General features: G+C 70.4%; 12 protein-coding genes. 3 read left to right on the plus strand and 9 right to left on the minus strand.

Going from position 1 to position 18,130, the window contains the following annotated elements:
• Window positions 1-23 precede the first annotated feature (23 nt).
• Complete coding sequence (locus ABZ348_RS00070) at window positions 24-1,571, minus strand: AMP-binding protein (RefSeq protein ID WP_358927643.1); 1,548 nt, start codon at window positions 1,569-1,571, stop codon at window positions 24-26.
• Window positions 1,564-1,809 (minus strand): acyl carrier protein, encoded by a 246-nt coding sequence (locus ABZ348_RS00075; RefSeq protein ID WP_358927644.1) that lies wholly within the window; start codon window positions 1,807-1,809, stop codon window positions 1,564-1,566. Before ABZ348_RS00075 ends, ABZ348_RS00070 begins: the two co-directional genes overlap by 8 nt.
• A gap of 125 nt (window positions 1,810-1,934) precedes the next feature.
• Here ABZ348_RS00075 and ABZ348_RS00080 point away from each other — a divergent pair, with 125 nt between their 5' ends.
• Window positions 1,935-3,212 carry a hypothetical protein gene (locus tag ABZ348_RS00080; protein WP_358927645.1) on the plus strand — a complete coding sequence of 426 codons (1,278 nt, stop codon included), beginning with the start codon at window positions 1,935-1,937 and terminating at the stop codon, window positions 3,210-3,212.
• On the plus strand, window positions 3,209-3,958 hold the full coding sequence (locus ABZ348_RS00085; protein ID WP_358927646.1) for a methyltransferase domain-containing protein: 750 nt from the start codon (window positions 3,209-3,211) through the stop codon (window positions 3,956-3,958). The genes ABZ348_RS00080 and ABZ348_RS00085 overlap by 4 nt, the downstream gene beginning before the upstream one ends.
• Window positions 3,959-3,994: 36 nt before the next feature.
• Here the strand turns inward: ABZ348_RS00085 and ABZ348_RS00090 are convergent, their stop codons facing one another.
• A complete protein-coding gene (locus tag ABZ348_RS00090) occupies window positions 3,995-4,705 on the minus strand; it encodes a PIG-L deacetylase family protein (protein WP_358927647.1) in 711 nt (236 codons plus the stop codon).
• Between the two features lie 161 nt (window positions 4,706-4,866).
• Between ABZ348_RS00090 and ABZ348_RS00095 the strand changes: the two genes are divergently transcribed.
• Window positions 4,867-5,229, plus strand: a complete 363-nt coding sequence (locus ABZ348_RS00095; protein WP_358927649.1) for a VOC family protein — start codon at window positions 4,867-4,869, stop codon at window positions 5,227-5,229.
• A gap of 73 nt (window positions 5,230-5,302) precedes the next feature.
• On the opposite strand, the gene ABZ348_RS00100 is transcribed toward ABZ348_RS00095, so the two are convergent.
• From ABZ348_RS00100 to ABZ348_RS00125, 6 genes are all read right to left on the minus strand, one after another.
• Complete coding sequence (locus ABZ348_RS00100; protein ID WP_358927651.1) at window positions 5,303-6,211, minus strand: DUF6039 family protein; 909 nt, start codon at window positions 6,209-6,211, stop codon at window positions 5,303-5,305.
• Between the two features lie 32 nt (window positions 6,212-6,243).
• Window positions 6,244-8,505, minus strand: a complete 2,262-nt coding sequence (fabD, locus tag ABZ348_RS00105) for an ACP S-malonyltransferase (protein WP_358927653.1) — start codon at window positions 8,503-8,505, stop codon at window positions 6,244-6,246.
• A 4-nt stretch (window positions 8,506-8,509) separates the two neighbouring features.
• On the minus strand, window positions 8,510-9,370 hold the full coding sequence (locus ABZ348_RS00110; protein WP_358927655.1) for a DUF6039 family protein: 861 nt from the start codon (window positions 9,368-9,370) through the stop codon (window positions 8,510-8,512).
• Window positions 9,371-9,459: 89 nt separating this feature from the next.
• Complete coding sequence (locus ABZ348_RS00115) at window positions 9,460-10,989, minus strand: MDR family MFS transporter (protein ID WP_358927657.1); 1,530 nt, start codon at window positions 10,987-10,989, stop codon at window positions 9,460-9,462.
• A gap of 294 nt (window positions 10,990-11,283) precedes the next feature.
• Window positions 11,284-17,202, minus strand: a complete 5,919-nt coding sequence (locus ABZ348_RS00120) for a beta-ketoacyl synthase N-terminal-like domain-containing protein (protein WP_358927659.1) — start codon at window positions 17,200-17,202, stop codon at window positions 11,284-11,286.
• Complete coding sequence (locus tag ABZ348_RS00125; RefSeq protein WP_358927660.1) at window positions 17,199-18,128, minus strand: acyltransferase domain-containing protein; 930 nt, start codon at window positions 18,126-18,128, stop codon at window positions 17,199-17,201. Before ABZ348_RS00125 ends, ABZ348_RS00120 begins: the two co-directional genes overlap by 4 nt.
• Window positions 18,129-18,130 lie beyond the last annotated feature (2 nt).

Consider the following 18,130-nt stretch of genomic DNA (forward strand, 5'->3'; position numbering starts at 1 on the left):
GCTCAGTTCTGAGCGGCTCGGTGTCACGAAGACTGCATGGACGCCAGCCGTCGTTCGGCGACTCGGCACAGGTACGGTCGGTCGACCTTGCCGTTGGCGTTGAGGATCGGCTGTGGCACCCACCAGAGCAGGCGCGGCAGCATGTACGCGGGGAGGTGGCGGGCGGCCCTGCGCAGGACTTCGGCCTGTGAAACGGGAGGCCCGCCCATGAGGCAGGCGACCAGGTGCGGACCGTTGTCGCCGGGGACCGCGAGGACGGCGACCTCCGCGCCGGGTGCCGCCGCGCGCAGGGCGTTGCCCACCTCCGCCGTCTCGACCCGGTAACCCTGGATCTTGAGCTGGGTGTCGGTACGGCCGAGGTGGATCAGCCCCCGCGGTCCCCTGCGTACCAGGTCTCCGGTGCGGTACCAACGGTGTCCGCCGTGGTCGAGGAAGCGACCCTCGTCCTCGATGGCGTCCAGATATCCGCTGAACACCTGCTCACCGCTGACGCAGAGTTCACCGGTGCCGGCCGGTGCGCCGGCGTCGTCGACGACGAGGGTGCGGACGCCCGGCAGCGGCTCTCCGATCGGGACGACGGTGTCATCGGGCTCGTCGTCATCACCGTCCCAGATGTGCCCGGTGCACGCCACGCTCGCTTCGGTCGGGCCGTACAGATTGTCCACGAGGGAGTGGGGGGCGGCTCGCTGCCAAGCGCGGGCTGTGCCGGTGGTGAGGGGTTCGCCGCAGAAGATCGTCGTTCGGACGTCGGGGAGGCAGCCGGGGAGCAGCCGGCCGGCGATGCGCAGTGAGGCGGCGAGGCTCGGGGTGGCGTGCCAGACGGTGATCCGCTGGCCCGCCAGCCGGGCGGGGGCGAGTGCCTGCAACCGGTTGAGTGCGCACAGACAGCCGCCGGAGCCCCAGGCGAGGAAGAGTTCGCTCATCGACAGGTCGAAGGTGAGTTCGTAGATCTGGCTGAACCGGTTGCCGGGCCGTAGGGGGTGGCGTGCGAGTGCGGCGCCGACGTAGGCGCTGATGTTGCGGTGGCGGATCGGCACCCCCTTGGGGACTCCGGTGCTGCCCGAGGTGAACATCAGATACGCCAGGTCGTCCGCGCTGCGCAGGGGGGTGCTCAGTGGGTCGGGCGGTCCGGGCCTGCGGACGGGCACCCCCGGGGGCAGGTCGGTGAGGTCGGTGGCGACGATCGCATCGGGAGGGAGCGTCGGCAGCAGTGCGGCCAGGGCGGTGCTGCCCGTGGCGTCGACCACGAGTGCATCGAGACGTGCGGCTTCCGCCACGGCCCTGAGCCGGTCGGGTGGTGCGTCGGGGGCAAGGGGTACGGCGCAGGCACCGGCCCGCAGGGCGGCGAGGAATCCGGCGTACGCCGTCACGCTCTTGGCGGCCAGGACGCCAACCCTGCGTCGCCCCTCGGCGAGGAGCGGCCCCGCCAGAGCCGTTGTCTCATGGTCCAGTTCGCGATAGGTGAGGGTCCGCCCTCCCACGCTGAGTGCCGGCCCGTCGGGAACCAACGCGCGCCCCCGGTCGAACCACTGGTCGAGCAGTGTCGGGTCGGCGGGCACCGGGTCAGCCACGGGACAACCGGCCGAGGACCGCCCAGAGCGCGCCCGGGGTGTCGAAGGTGGTGGGGGCGATGTCCTCGTCGGGAAAGGTCACACCGAGGATGTCCTCCAGGGTGTCCATGAGGACGACCGACCCGACCGAGTCCAATCCCACGGTGGCCAGCGGCAGGTCTTTGGGGACCACCTCTTCGTGTTCCAGCGCCGGGAGTTGGGCGCGCAGGATCTGTTCCAGGGTCTCGTACGTGATCATTCTTACGACGCCCTTCCACTCGATGACACGCCCAGCGAAGCGGCGCGCGCCGACCGGCGCCGCTCACTACTGAGCAGCAGGGGTGCGGCGGCCGGATCATGCTCGTGACCGACCGTTGGAGGAACATGCCCGAGAGCATCGAGTCGTTCCTGTCCGCCGTGCACCGAACGTTCGCGGAGGTGACGCGCCGGGCGCCCGACTACTTCACCACGCGTCCGCTGCGGGCGAGTGCACCCCCGGTGGGCGCGGAGACAGCTGTGGCCACGGCGTTCGGGGTGCGGTTGTCGACCACGGGGGCCGATGAGTTCACCGCGGTCGACGACCTGTTGGACCGCAGGCGGTGTGCCCTGCCCGGGTCGGTTGCCGTCGGTGAACCGGCCGTTGGTTGGTCCCGTTGGCGGCTCGCGCAGGACCGGCGCGCCGCGCTGCGCACCGCGCGGGCCGCGCATCTGGCCCGGTCGTTGGGCCGCCGTACCGCCCGGCACGCGGGGCGCAGTGTGCACTACCGGGTCGGCGGGCAGGGTCCGCTGTTGGTGCTGCTGACCGCGTTGGGACACACCGATGAGGTGTGGTACCCACTTGTGGAGCGGATGCTTCGGGGTCGACGGGTGGTGATGTGGGACGCCGGGCAGCTCGACCCGTACGGACGGCCCTGGACGCTGGCGGGCCAGCTGTCCGACATCGACGCCGTCGTAGGGGCCGAAGGGGCGCCCGCGTGCGATGTCATCGGGTGGTGTTCGGGTGCTCAGCTGGCGTGGGAGTACGCGTACGGGCGGCCCGGTCTCGTTCGTGCGGCGGTGTTGTTGAACGGGTCGTACCCGCGGTCGGATTCGGATGTGGCCTCCCGCTACGAAAGGGATCTGGCCGCGGTGTGCGCGTCCGTCGTCGCCCGGCCGGAGCGCGCGTCCCGGGCGCTGCGGATGCTCACCGGTGAGGCGGTGGTCGCCGCGCTCCCCGCCGACGAGCAGTTGGCGGCCGTCGAAGTGTTGGCCCGGACGCCGCCGGGTCTGGCGCACGAGTTGCGACGCCCCTTCCGGGACCCGAATGCACTGGTCAACTACAGCCGTCAGTTGTCCGAGTTGTGGCAACGCCCACTGCCGACGCCCGGGGCGGGTGCACCACCGCTGTTGTCGCTGGTGGCTCAGCTGGACCGGGTCGCCGCCCCCGAGCCGCCGCGGGCTCTGCTGCCGTTGCTGTGCGGGCGGCACGGCGAACTCGTCGGCGCGACGCACTACAGCATGGTCGATCGTCCGGAGGTGGTCGCGTCGGTGTGTGCGGCCTTCTTCGGCGATCCGACCGGTGGCCTGCCCACCGGTCCGCAGGAGATCGTCTGGGGAGCTCCGGCCCTGGCCGTCTCCCCCGCAGTCGTCCAGGAACCCGTCCACGAGGGAGTGACTCCATGACCCAGTCGGTGAAGTTCGACAAGCTCGCCGCGACCTATGACGCGGCCCGCGGGGGTGAGGGGCGCGGCCATATGACCGCCGCCACGATCTCGCCGCACCTCGCTCCCGGCTCGGTGCTCGAAGTGGGGGTGGGCACCGGTGTGGTGGCAGCCGGGCTGGCCGCCATCGGACACACCGTGCGGGGTGTGGACGTCTCCGAGCCGATGTTGGAGGTCGCGGCCACGCGCTTCGACGGCGAACTTCTGCTGGGCGATGGGATGGCGCTTCCGTTCGAGGACGCATCGCAGGACAACGTCGTGTACGTGCACGCGTTGCATCTGATGCCTGACATGTCCGCCGCCCTGGCCGAGGCGGCTCGGGTGCTGCGGCCCGGGGGGCGCGTGGTGGTGCGGCACGGAGATCCGGTGGCCGAGGCCGATGATCTGGTGTTGATTCTGCGTCAGGTGCAGGGGATGCAGCCGGCCCGCCCAGACGAGCCGGCCGCGGTGCGGGCCGCGGCCGAGGCGGCGGGGCTACTGATGCGCCAACAGGGTCTGGAGCCCGAGTACGAGAGTGGAATGAGCCCCGAGACCTTCATCGCACTGATCGCCAACCGTCAGGTGCCCTTCCTTCAGCGCCTCGCACCGGACCGTGCGGCGGCGGTCGTCGAACCGATCCTGAAGCAGCTGCACGCCTTGCCGGAGCCGGGGCGGGTGCGCCGGCAGGCGTGGTCGTGCTGGTTGACGGTGGCACAGAAGCAGGCGTGAGGCCACCGTGCGGGCGGTGGCCCCGAGCGGGTCCGATCAGCAGGGGATCATCTCGAAGGCCACCGCCGGCACACCGCCGAAGCGGGCACCGATCGCCTGTGCCTGTCCGCTGACCGCGGGTCGCACGGCTTCCTGGCTGTAACCCAGCGCCTGGAGATAGGTCTTGTGCGCCTCCAGCGAGGCGACCGCGGCGTCCAGACCGGTGGAGATGTCCACGGCATGGGTGGGCTGGGGGGCGTTCGCTACGGCGATGTACTGCACCGACCAGGGCTCACCCGCCGACGGCAGGATCCATCGGTTCCCGGCGTCCATCACCGCGTCCAGTGCGCATTGGCCGAACTCCCGGTGGTCGGGGGCGTTCCAGCGCCCGGTGCCGGTGCGTTGGTGGTGGTTGAAGACGACGACCAGTTGTGGACGGCGGCGGCGGATCGCGGCCACGAGATCGCTTCGCAGCGCTTCGCCGGCGCGCACGGCGCCGTCCGGGTGGTCGAGGAACTCGACGTCGCTGACGCCCACCCGGGCAGCTGCCTCCCGTTGTTCGGCCTCCCGAACCTCCGCCGCCTGCGCGGGCGGCAGGGTGTCGATCCCGGCCTCACCGCGGGTGGCCAGCAGATAGGAGACGGTGTGGCCCTTGCGGGTCCACACCGCGACCGCTCCGGCGGAACCGAACTCGACGTCGTCCGGGTGGGCTGCGAGGACGAGCGCGCTGGTCCAGTCCTCGGGCATCCGTTCCAAATTCTCACTCATGATCCGACGGTACGGCCGGGAATTGGTGACGGCCGCTCAATAGTGCGCTGCCGTGGCGGCGATGCGGAGCAAATCGTGGAGCTGCCCACTCCATATCGTCACCTGTGAAAGACTGTGCGTGGGCCTAACCGCCCAGAAATCCCTTTCCTGAAAGGTGGATCATGGCAGCGATTGCCGAGCCCGGGGCCGTGACGTTAAATTGCCCCGACCCAGAATCACTGGCGGAGTTCTATGCCCGGGCGACCGGGTGGCAGAAGATCTTCAGCAGCGAGTCTGCGGCCTATCTGGCCGGCCAGAACGGCATGCGTCTCGGATTCGTCAAGAGTGACGGATTCGAGGCCCCGACATGGCCGAACGCGACGAGCCGCGTGCACATCGACTTCAGCGTCGCGGACCTCGACAAGGCCGAGGCCGAACTGGTGGCGCTCGGCGCCAGCAAGCCGGAGGTCCAGCCCGGCGCGGGAAAGTGGACGGTCCTCCTCGACCCGTCCGGCTATCCGTTCTGCATCACCACGATGGGCTGACCCACGTCTGACGACCGCGTCCCCCGTTCACCGCAGGTGCGGCCGGGGGGCGCGGTCGTCGTGTGACGGTCGGTCAGACGAACAGTCGGGGCACCAGGAGGCTGTCGACCGTGCTGTCCTGGACGACGATCTTGTCCCAGGTCCCGCCGCCGCGCTCGGGTGAGATCCACTCCTGGATGTAGGACGCCCGGGGCGCACTCGGGTCCGGGCTGGCGTCCAGGGCCATCAACTCCTGGTACGCCGTGATGTCGGCCATGTGGATGAAGAAGTGGAGCCGGTCCATCTGACCGAACGCCTCCTCGAACAGCAGGACCGTTGTCCTGCCCTTCGCATTGAGGTTGTACGTCTCGGCGAGGGTGCGCGCGAGCACCCGGGCCTCCGCGCGATAGGCGTAGTTCAGCCGGGTGGTGCGGTGCATGAGCAGTCCCGCCGAGCCGCTGGTGATGAGGTCGGCGGCCGGTAGTGACGTCTGCTGGGCGGCCGGCAGCAACTGGAACCGGGCCCGGCCGTCGACCCTCTCGACCGGGCTCAGCTCCGGCTTCGCCATCGCCTCGGTCGCGGTGCCGAAGATGCCCCATCGGTGGGGCAGCAGCACCGTCTCGCGCACGCTGCCCGCCTCGAACAGCTCCTCCCAACCGTCGTCCTCGCCGGCAGCACGTCCGAAGACGCCGCTGCCGCGGTCGGCGCCGCGCTGCGTCAGCGCGGTGTAGTCCTGGAAGGAGCGCAGGTGGATCAGCCAGTGCAGCTGACCCCGGGTGCCGAATCCGTCCTCGTAGCTGAACGCGGTGGCGACCCCCTCGTACCGCTCGTTGAAGTCGTCCGCGAGGGCCCGGGTCTGTGCTCGGGCGCGGGGGCCGTGGCCGGCCCGGATCTGGGCGGTGCGCCACAGGACGACCTCGGCGGACGCCGTGTCGAGGGTCTTGTCCGAGGGAGTGCGCACCTGGTGCTGGGCTGTGGTCGCAGTGGGCAGGGAGTCGTCCATGGTCTTCTTCCCTTGGTCCGGTGGTGTGTCGGTCAGCGGGTGCCGGCCGCAGCGAGGACTTCGGCGGCGCCGGTCATCAACAGGTCCGCGATGGCGTCGACGTCACGCCGCCGCCAGGACTCCAGTGCGGTTCCCTCCACCAGTCGGTTGAAGGCTCCCATCGCGGGCCCGCAGTGGATCTGTGCGTTGGCGGCGTTCTCCTTGACGCCCTCCCGGGCCGACCGGGTCGATTCGGCGAAGTACCACTTGAAGACGAGCGCCATCTTCCGTTTCGGCTCGCGCTCGGCGTCGCGGACGGTCTCCGGTCGACCGGTGTCGCGGTAGTGCCGCGCCACCTGCTCCCACACCCGCGGCAACGGCTGGCGGAAGCAGGTGCGTTCGATCGTGGCGAGGGTCTTGCGGTCGATGTGCTCCAGGCCGGGGTGACGTCGGTACAGATCGTGGAGCTGGTTGGCGCGGGCGGCGAACATCGTGCCCCGTCGTACGACCTGGACGCGGGAGCCGATCTCGAACAGATCGCCGGCCGGTGCGTAGGTGACGTCCTGGACGTCGAGGTCCGCGAGCAGGTCCTTGACCTGATCGGACGTGCCCGCCTGTGGGCTGCACTGGTTGATGCTGCCGGTCAGCACGAAGTCGGCGCCGAGCAGGACACAGGCGGCGACCGCCTCCGGGGTGCCGATGCCGCCGGCGGCACCGACCCGTACCGGTTCTCCGCGCAGAAGGGGGGACATCCGCTCCCGCAACCGGAGCATCGTCGGCAGCAGTGCGAGTGCGACCCCTCCGTCAGTGTGGCCGCCCGAGTCGGACTCCACACAGAGGTCCGACGCGACGGACAGTTCCGCCGCGATGGCCGCCTCCTCGGCGGTCAACGCGCCCTCGGCGACCAGTTGGGCGAGGAGTTCCGGGGGCGGCGGGGCGAGGAACTGCCGCGCCACCTCCGGCCGGGACACCTTGGCGAGCACCTGGTGCGCCGCCATCGGTCGGCCGTCCGCACCGCGGTGAGCACCCTTGGCCCGGAACAGCACCAGCGGCGCGGTGACCCGGGTGAAGGCTGCGGCCTCCACGAACTGCACCCCGCGCTGGAGATAGAGCTCGACGGTGGCCCGTTCCAGCGCTCCGTCACTCATGTCGTGGAGGAGGTTCATCCCGTACGCGGCACCGGTCGGCAGCCGTGCTTCGATGTCGTCGAGCGCGGCGCGCACCTCGGTGAGGGAGAGTCCACCGGTGCCGAAGAAGCCGAAGAGGCCCGCTCCGGCCAGTTGGAGCACCATGTCGGTGGAGGCGATGCCCTGGTACATGGACCCGGCCACATAGGCGTGGCGGGTGCGGTAGACCTGCCGGAACCGGGCCGAGCCGAGGTCGGTACCGGACCGCCCGGCCGGAGGCGGCACCGGGGCCGCCCCCACCGGGACGGCCGGTGGTCGACGCGTTGCCGTGGGTTCCGCGCGGGCGGCGACCGCCTCGCGCCAGAACCCGGTCAGCGTTCGCCCCCGTCCGATCTCCCAGATCTCGTCCACGCCGGACTCCAGCAGATGGTCCATGGACTCGGCCCAGCGCACCCGGGAGCGGATCTGGCGGCCCAGGAGCGCCGCCATCGGCTCCCCTGCGGGATAGGGCCGGGCCGTCACGTTCGCGATCACCGGGAGCCGTGGTGGAGCCAGCGGCACTCGGGCGAGCAGCGCCGCGAACCGCTCCGCGGCCGGCGCCATGTCCGGGGAGTGGAACGCGGCGCTGACCGGGAGTGGCACACATCTGATCGTGGGGTCGCCCGCGGTCAACAGGCCGGTGATCGTCGACACGCCGACGGGCGTGCCGGAGATCACCACCTGGGTCGGCGAGTTGTCGTTGGCGATCTCCACGTCGTCTCGACCGGCTGCGGCGAGGACGCGTGCCACGTCGGTGACGCCGAGGCCGATGACCGCGGCCATGGCCCCGCCGTCGGCTTCGCCCATGAGGCGTGCCCGTTCGGCGACCAGGCGCAGTCCGGTGGCGAAGTCCAGTACGCCGGCGACCACCAGCGCGTTGAGTTCGCCCAGGCTGTGCCCGGCGACCACATCGGGCTCCGGGCGGTCGGCGCGCTGTGCCAGATGGGTGAGGGCGTGGACGGTGAACAGGGCGGGCTGTGCGTACCGGGTCTGTCGAAGTCGACCTCCCTCGTCGTGGAGGCACAGGTCCCTGATCGAGTAGCCGAGGATGTCGTCGGCGAGGGCGCAGTGCTCGGGGAAGGCGTCGAAGACTTCGGCTCCCATGCCCCGGCGCTGACTGCCCTGCCCGGCGAAGAGCAGCGCGCGCACGACGTCAGAGCTGGCGCGGGACGAGGAGGGTGTCGGTAACTCCGCCGGGCACGAAGGCCGCCGCCCCGGTGCCGCCGCCCTTCTCCGGGGCGATCATCTCGCGCTCCAGGAGCTTGCGGAACTGCGGGTCGCGGTGCGGCAGATTGCGCAGTTCCTCCCATGCCTCGTACGAGGCGAGGTGGATCAGCATGTGCAGCCGGTCCATGGCGCCGAAGGTCTCCTCGTACAGGTACGCGGTGACCTTGCCCTTCAGGTTCTCGTTGACGTAGTTCTGCCAGGCGAAGGCGTAGTACCGGGCTTCCTTGCGGGTGGGGTACCGGGCCTGAGCGACGCGGTGGACCATCAGCGGGGCGTTGGCGGAGTTGAGCTGTTCCTCCGGGGCGACCGAGGTCTGGCGCCACGCCTCGGGAACCCATGCCTCGTGGGTGTGGTCCTCGCCGTAGTCCAACCCGTGCTGGGGCACCAGGATGTGTTCGGTGATGCTGCCCTGGACGACTGCTTTGCCCCAGCTGCCGAAGCCGCGGTCGTCGGCGACGACGTCGTCCTCCAGCAGGATCTTGGTGGTCTCGTCGTGGTCGACCATCTCCAGGCTGGCGGCGTAGTCGGCCGGGCTCTTCATGTTGATGAACCAGTGGTGCTTGGCCTGGTCGCCGAACGCCTTTTGGAAGAAGAAGAACGTCATTCCGTTGAGGTCGGCCTTGTTCATATGCTTGAGGACCTCGGAAACGAAATTCAGACCCTCTTGTTCATGCCCGGGCTTGAAATGTGCGTAACGCGAGATGATGAAACCGGCATTGCCCGAGTGCAGTAGTTCACTTTCGGGCCTGTCGACCTGGTGGCTGGCCGGTTGCATAATGTCGTTCACCGCGACCTCCGCTCCTCATGGGCTGTGATGAGCCGACACTAGGAGGAGCGGGGATCGCGGCGACGCACAGTTTTGCGCAGTTGCCCGAATTACTCTTCTTCGGAAACCTTTTCCTTGTCGTCGGGGCTCTCTTCGGCGCTTTCTTCCGCCGTCTCGGGCGGCGATGTCTCCGGCATGAGCAGGCCGAGCACGAGCGCGATGACGGCGAAGACCACGACGGTGAGGAACACCGCGGCGAGGGCCTCTCCGTACGCGCCCACGACGACGTCCCGCTGCGCGGTGGGAAGGTCACGGATGGCGTCGATGCTGCCCAGTGACTTCTCGTCCAGACCGCTGCCGGTGGCGCCCTTCTCGCTCAGCAGATCGCTGAACCGACTGTTGAGGATGGCCCCCAGCAGGGCCACGCCGATCGCCGAACCGAGCCGTTGGAAGAAGCTGACGGCTGCGGTGGCGGCTCCGATGTCCGTCTGCGGCACGACGCCCTGTACGGCGGTGATGACCGGCTGGAGGCTGAAGCCCGCGCCGATGCCGAAGACGACGCCCAACAGGATGACCAGCCAACTGGGCGTGTCCGCGCTGATGAAGCCGAGCGGCAGCAGTGTCAACCCCAGCAGGGCTGCGCCGAGGATGGGGAAGATACGGAAGCGGCCGGTGGCGCTCATCCGGTTGCCGGCGTAGATCGAGGCGAAGCCGACACCGACCATGGTGGGCACCATGGCCAGGCCGGCGGTGAACGCCGACATGCCCTTGACCGCCTGGAAGAACACCGGAAGGAAGACGATCCCGGTGAATAGCGCCATGCCGGCCACGAGGCTGTAGACGGACCCGAGGGCGAACAGTCTGAGCCGGAACAGGGGGATCGGCATGACCGGTTCGGCGGCGCGCCGCTCCACCAGGACCAGGGCGACGGACAGCACGAGGGAGGCGGCGAGGAGTCCGAGCGACAGGGGGTCGGTCCAACCGCGCTCGCTGCCCGCCCAGCTCAAGTACAACAACAGCGGGGTGGTGGCGGCGATGACGAGGGTGGCGCCCAGATAGTCCACCGAGTGGCTGCGGCGTTCCGTGGGGATGTTGAGCGCGGAGACCGTGACGAGCAGCGAGAGCAGTCCCAGCGGCACGTTGATCAGGAAGATCCACCGCCAGCCGATCGCGTCCACGAGACCGCCGCCGACGAGGGGGCCGGCCAGGGTGGCGATGCCGAAGACCCCCGCCACCATGCCTTGGTAGCGGCCCCGGTCGCGGACGGGCACGACATCCGCGATCACGGCCAGTGCGAGGGCGTAGAGCGCACCGGCGCCCAAACCCTGCACCGCGCGGGCGGCGATCAACTGGGTGATCTCCTGGGCGATGCCGCACAGCGCGGATCCCACGATGAAGACGCTCGTGGCGACGATGAACACGCTGCGGCGCCCGAACTGGTCGGAGACCTTGCCCCAGACGGGGGTGCTCGCCATCGACGTCAACAGATACGCCGTGATCACCCAGGCGAGGTTCTCCAGACCGCCCACGTCGCTGACGATGCTGGGCAGTGCCGTGCTGACGACCGTCTGGTCCAGCGCGGAGAGCAGCAGGCCCGTCATCACACCGATGATGGCGCGGTTGATCTGCCGCTGGCTCAATTCGGGTTTGGCTAAGTCCTGCGGTTGCGACGTTGCCATGGGTAGTCAGGGCCCGGTTCCCGAAGGCCCGGAACCCATCCCCCTTTCCATTCCGCGCCTACGGATTCTCCGCATGCGGCATACCGATGATCTTCTGGACGTGGTTGCGGACACGGATGCTCCGCCGTCCCCGGTGACTGACTGACCGTGCAGTCCCGGGATCCCGCGCCGGCGCGGGATACTACCGGCCCTGAGGGGGGTTCGGCAGGATCTCGCCGGCATCCGGCCACGTCCGCGAGTCGGAACACGGGGCGATCATCGGAAGACCAGGCGCAAGGCAGATGACTGAGCGGGGGCGGGCGCTGCCCCACCCGGACGCTCCAGCCACAGGCGTCGGCGCTCGAAGGCGATGGGGGGCCGACTCGCCCGACGCGCCCGGTCAGCGGGAGGCGCCTGCGCCACCACCACATGGGCGTTGGTACCGCCGAAGCCGAACGAGCTCACCCCGGCGGTTCGGCACCCGGCCAGGGGCCACTGCTGCGCCGCGGTGGCCAGGGCGAACGGTGAGTCGTCGAGTTGCAGCCGGGGGTTGGGGGTTTCGCAGTTGAGGGTCGGCGGGACGATGCCGTGCTCGACGGCCAGGAGTGCTTTGAGGAGGCCGACCGCTCCTGCCGCGTGCAGGAGGTGGCCCACGTTGGTCTTGGCCGAGCCGATCAGGCACCGTTCGACTCGCAGGGACCCGTCCTCGTCGAACACGGTCCGCAGGGCCCGGAATTCCAGCGGGTCACCGATCGCGGTGCCGGTGCCATGTGTCTCGATCATGCCGATCTCGGCGGGTGTGCGTCGGGCCGCACGGAGGGCGCGGCGCACCGCGGCGGCCTGTGCGGTGGGATTCGGGGTGGTCAGGCCCATGGTCCGGCCGTCGTTGGTCACGGCTGACCCTTCGATGACGCCGCGGACCGGGTCGCCGTCGCGCAAGGCTGCGTGGAGCGGCTTGAGCAGCAGCACGACACTCCCTTCCCCCGGCACGAATCCATCGGCGCGGCGGTCGAACGCGGCACAGCGGCCGGTCGGCGACAGGGCGCCGGCGGCCGAGAACTCCAGGAAGGGCGCCTCGTCGAGCAGTACGCTGCTGCCGCCTGCGACGGCCAGGTCGATCTCCCCGCTGCGCAGGCTCTGACAGGCCAGGTGGACGGCCACCAGGGACGATGAGCAGGCACTGTCCACGACGAGGTGCGGGCCTCGGAGGTCGAAGTGCTGTCCGACGTGGGAGGCGACGAAGTTGGGGTCCGACTCGGGGACTTCGGCGCGGATGCCGCCACGGGAGGCGTAGCCGCTGCCGCGGGCGCCCGCGAAGACCCCGACGTCCCGTCCCGCGAGTTCGGGTCCCTCCAGACCGGCGTCGCGGAAGCAGTCGGCCGTGGTCTCCAGGAAGAGCCGGATGGTCGGGTCGAGATGGCGGGCCTGGTCGTCCGTCAGACCGAAGTGTCCGGGGTCGAACTCCTCGATCCCTCGGACGAAGCCGCCCCACTTGCCGACCGTGTGGCCCGGCCCGGGGGTGGACCGGTGGAATCGGGAGGCCTCCCAGCGCTCCGGCGGCACTTCCTCGATGGCGAGGTGTCCCGCCAGGAGATTGCGCCAGAAGGTTGCCACGTCGGGCGCGCCGGGGAGTCGGCAGGCCATGCCGATCACCGCGATGGCGTCGCGTTCCCGTTCTGCTCCCGGTCCCGGTCCCGGTTCCGGTTCTCTTCTGGGTTCTGGTCCCGGTTCCGGTGAGCTGGTTGTCCGTGCATGGCTCGGCTGCGGCTCCGCTGCCGGCCGGGGCCGGGGAGCAGCCGGTGCGGGCGGTCGCTGGTCCGTCTCGGTCCGGGACTCGGCAGCCGGTGCGGGTTCCGATGGCAGGTCGGTCGACGGCACGATGTCGTGCAATCGGTCCGCGAGGGCTCGCAGGGTGCTGTGCTCCAGCAGGAGCACCGGATCGAGGGGCGTGCCGACCTGTTGTTCGATCGCATCCAGCAGTTCGCCGAGCATCACCGATTCGACGCCCAGTTCGGCGAACTCGGCGGTCGCGTCGAAGTCGGTGGCGGGGATGCCGACCACCCGGGCGAAGATGTCGTACAGCCAGTCCGGCACGGGACGGCGGCCGTTCGCACGGGGTGCGGACCGGACGGCGGGGAGTGCGGCAGGGGGTGCGTCGGCGGCAACGCCTGGCAGCTTCAGGAGGTCGCTGGGGTCTGCGTCGCCCAGGGTGCGCAAGGCCACCACCGGACCGCCGCTCCCCGAGGAGATGATCCGGTCGAGTGCGTGCAGTGCCTCCGCGTCCCCGGCCGAGTCGAGACCGAACCGGGCTCCCGGGTTGCCCGAACCCGACCGTGCCCCGCTGTCGCGCCACATGGGCCAGGCGACCGAGTGCACCCACGGGGTGACGGTCGCCAACTGTTCGGTCAGATCGTCGACGAACGCATTGGCCGCCGCGTACTCCAGTACCCCGGAAGCCACCGGTGGTACCACCGCGGCCAGCGAGGAGAAGGCCACCAGGAAGTCGGGACGGTCCGGTAGGCACACCTGGTAGAGGACTTCCAGCGCGTCCGCCTTGGGTTCGAGCACGCGTTGCAGTTCGAGCCCGGTACGCCCGGCGAACGGGCCCACGGGAGGGGTCACCGCCGCGCAGTGGACGGCTCCGCGCACCGGTCCGCCGACCTCGCGGACCTGGTGGAGGAACTCCTCAAGCCCTCCCCGGTCCAGCAGGGGCCCGCGGTGGACGTGCACCCGTGCGCCGGCGGCTTCCAACGCCCGTACGGTGTCCACCGCGGCGCGTGACTCGATGCTCAGGTCCGGATCGTCGAACCGTGCCGGCTCGGGGAGCGAGCGGGCACCCAGCAGGGCCAGATGACGGGCGCCGCGTGCCACGAGGTGCCGGGCGACACGGGCTCCGATGCCCCGGGTGGCCCCGGTGAGCAGATAGACGCCGTAGTGGTCCAGGCGGGTAGCGGACGGGTGGGCGTCGGTGATCGGGACCAGAGCGGGTGCGTACGTGCGTCCGCCCCGGTGGACGGACTCGCCGTACGCATTCCCCGGCAGCGCGGCCAGCAGTTCACCGGCTTGTTCGTCGAGCGTCCGGCCGGTCTCGTCCAGGTCGACCGTGACACCGGTGAGATGGCCGGTCTCGGCACCGAGGAGGCGTATGAATCCGGCCATGCGCGCTCCGGTGTTCCGTACCTCGTCATTGACGATCGCGCGACGACCGCGGGTGGCGTGGAGGACATTGACCGGCCGGGTGCGACCGGCAGCTCGGCGGGCGGGTCCGGTGGCGATCAGCCGTTGCAGCAGGGCGATGCGCGTGAGCCACGGCCCGGCGTCGTCGGTGGGGCGGTCGACGTCGGTGAGGTCGATGACGGCGGCCAGATCGGGATGTGCGGCGAGGGCGTGATCCACGATGTCCGCTCCGTGCGCACCGGTGAGGGATGCGTGCGCATCGCCGTCGTGGGAGCCCTCCTGCACCAGATGGACCCGTTCGCTGCCGACCCGCGCCACGAGGGCACGGGCCAGGGCACGGCTGCCCGGACCGTAGAGGCACAGCAGACTTCCGCGCGGGGCCATCGGTGTGCCCACCGGTCCGGTCGGCTGCCAGGTCTTGCGGTACAGGGGCAGTTCGTCGACCCCGCCCCCACCACGGGACGCGGCAGGTGCAGCGGTGGGAGTCGGCTCGGGCAGCCAGCACCGCATTCGGGCGAACGGGTAAGCGGGCAGTGTCACGACGGTCGGCCGGTGTCCTGCCGGCCATGCGATGCGGACCGGCCGTCCGGCGACCCACTGTTGTGCGAGCACCTCCGGTCCACCGGCGCTCACCGGTTCGCCGGGCTGTCGGTTCGACGGTGCCCGGCCGCGGAGGAGCGCGGTCGCGTCCCCGTCCAGGTGGCGGCGGAGTCGGTGGGCCAGTTCGTCGATGTCGGCCACCACCACGGCGGCCCGCTCCCGTAGGTGATGGCGGCCCTCGGCGAGGGTGAAGGCCAGATCGGTGAGGTCGATGGTCGGGTGGTCGCGCAGATGCTCCAGCAGTCGGGTGATCACCTCGCGCAGACGGTCTTCGTCGTAGCCCGACAGCATGATCGGTGTGGGTGCAGGTGCGGACGGGGCGGGTGGCTGTGCGGGCACGATCGGGTGAGCGGGCGGCTCCGCAAGGATGACGTGGGCCAGGGTGCCCCCGGCGCCGAACGAGCTGATCCCCGCCCGGCGCGGCGTCCCCTCGGGTGCAGTCCACGGTTGCAGGGTGCGTTGGACCCGCAGGGGGGAGGTGTTCCAGTCGATGTCGGGATTGAGTTCCTCGGCGTGCAGGGACGGCACCAGCGTCCGATGGGTGAGCTGGAGCACGGTTTTGGCGATCCCGGCCAGGCCCGCGGATGCCTCGGCGTGTCCGATGTTGGACTTCACCGATCCGATCGGCAGGGTGGCGCGGCCCATCGCCTCCGGTGCGAAGACCCGGTGCAGCCCCTCGACTTCGATCGGGTCCCCGAGTGCGGTACCGGCGCCGTGCGCCTCCAGGTATCCGATGTCCAGGGGGTCCAGCCCGGCATCGGACAGTGCCTGTCGGACCACCTCGGCCTGGGCGGTGGGGCTCGGTACGATCCACCCGTTGGTGCGTCCCGCATTGACCACGGCGGTGCCGGCCACGACGGCGTGCACCCGGTCGCCTGCCGCCCGGGCGGCCGACAGCGGTTTGACGATCAGTGCGCAGACCGTCTCGGCGGGGACCATTCCGTCGCCGCCGCGCCCGAAGCTGCGGCACAGACCGTCGCTGGAAGCGCCGCCCAGCCGCTCGATCTGGCGGAACTTGTTCGGGTGGAGCGACAGATTGGTGGCAGCGACGACGGCGGCCTCGCAGTCTCCTGCGCGCAGGGCACGGGCTGCCAGGTGCAGGGCGACGAGGGAGGCGGAGCACATGGTGTCGACGGTCATGCTGGGGCCGTGCAGATCGAAGGCGTACGAGATGCGGTTGGCGATCCCCGCCACCGTGGACCCGCTGTCGGCGACCGTGCCGCGCAGGCTGTGCTCCACTCCGAAGTACGGGTACTCGTTGTACATGGATCCGACGTAGACCCCGACCTTGGAGCGGTGTGCGGCGCGGAGCCGGGGAGCGGGATAGCCGGCGTCGTCGAGGGCTTCCCAGACGGTTTGTAGACAGAGCCGTTCCTGTGGGTCCATCAGCTCCGCGTGCCGCGGGGAGATGCCGAACAGCAGCGGGTCGAACCGGTCGACGTCACCGAGGTAGCCGCCGTGCATCAGGGAGGCGGGCCAGCCCGGTTGCACCCGGTCCGCGGGCATCGGACCCACCGTGCAGGTCCCCGCGCGCAGCAGCTCCCAGAACTCCGCGAGCGAGTCGGCACCGGGGAACCGGCCGGCGATGCCCACGATGGCCAGGGGGTCGGGCCCGATCGGTGTGCCGAGGGGTTCGCCTACCGGGGTGCTGGGGGTGGGGGCCGCGGGTGCGTCGTGTCGGGTGGCCAGCACGGCGGCGATGTCGGCGAGGGTGCCGTGCTGGAAGAACAGTGTCTTGTTCCGCTCCCCCAGGTCGTGTTCGAGACGGGAGTTGAGTCGGGTGATCAGAAAGGAACTGAGACCCAACTCCTCCAGGGAGGTGTGCGGATGGACTTCATCGACGGGCAGACCGGCAACGTCCGCGAAGAGTCGGCACAGGTAGTCGAGAGCCCAACCGCTGTCGGTGGAATCGGCCGGTTCGGGGGTCGACGGCTCGGGTGACGGGTCGCGTGATGGGTCGCGTGATGGGTCGGGGATGTCGAAGGGGTAGGACGGCAGCGGAATACGTCGGGCGGGCACCGTCCACAGGGGGCGCCAGTCCACGTCCTGTCCGGCCAGCCACGCCGCCACCGCCTCCTGCCGGTCGGCAGCCACCGTCGGTTTCCCCCCGGGGGAAGGTGGTACGTGCACCACGGAGCGCCGCACCGCCGACGACGAGCGGGCCCGCACCACGTCGTCGAGCGCCGTCCGCAACTGCTGGACCGTGTCACACCGCACGGCGAGCCGGTGGCCGAGCGGCACCCGACCGTTCTGACTGGTGAACGCGATGTCAGCCAGTTCAGGCGGCTCCGCGGTGTCGGCCGCGGCATCGAGGAAGTCCCGGTAGAGCCGGGCCAGGTGCACCAGCCGCTCCTCGTCGGCCGCCGAGAGGAGAACCCATTGTTCCTGCTCGCTGTACACCACGCTCACCCCTGTCATCCAGCGTTCGGTGTTCCGCACTGCACGCTAGAGGCGTACGGGCTCTCGCCCCGCTCACTCCTGAGCGTTGTGACGGGTCCGCCGGTCTCGGCCTCCGCGGTGCAGGCCGTCCACAGGCGCGGCAGCAGACTGCCGGTGCCGGCCTGGTGAAGCCGGCTGACTCCGACGCTCCGGAGGTAGACCATGCTCTCCGACCAGCGCACCGGCCGGTACAGGTGTTGGGCGAGCAGTTCGGGCAGCCGGTCGAGGCGGTGGGGTTGGGCCGTCACATTGGAGATCACCGGAATGCGGGGTGGGGCGAAGGTGACGGTGGCGAGCACTTCGGCGAAGCCGGCGGCTGCATCGGCCATGTACCGGGAGTGGCCGGGGTTGGGGGCGTCGATCAGGGTCGCCTTGGCGACGCCCTCCGCGCGAATCACCGCGCCGAGTGCACGGAGCGACCCGGTGGGACCGGCCAGTACCGTCTGGTCCGGTGCGTTGAGGTTGGCGATGTCGATGTCGGCGAACCCCTCGGTCGCCATCACCGCCGTCAACTCCTCGACCCCGATACCGGTGACCGCCATCATCCCGCCGGGCACCGGACAGGTGGAGATCAGCCGGGCCCGGGTGTGCACCAGCCGCAGTGCAGTGGGGAAGTCGATGCAGCCGGCGTGACACAACGCGGTGAGCTCGCCCATGCTGTGTCCGGCCAGGTAGGACGGGTCGGGTGCGGTGAGCGCGGCCAGTCGGGTGATGACGAACAGCGTCGGTTGCACCCGGGAGAGTTCACGCCAGGTGCTGCCGGACTCGGCCGTGAGCACCGGCCGTAGCGGATGGCCGAGGACGTCTTCGGCCTGTGCGGTCAGCTCGGGATGCCGGTCGAGCAGATCGGCGCCGTTCTGCCCGCGCAGGGCGCCTTGGCCGGCGAAGGCGAGGACGGTCAGCACGG

It is taken from the genome of Streptomyces sp. NPDC005963, assembly GCF_040638655.1.
Classification (GTDB): domain Bacteria; phylum Actinomycetota; class Actinomycetes; order Streptomycetales; family Streptomycetaceae; genus Streptomyces.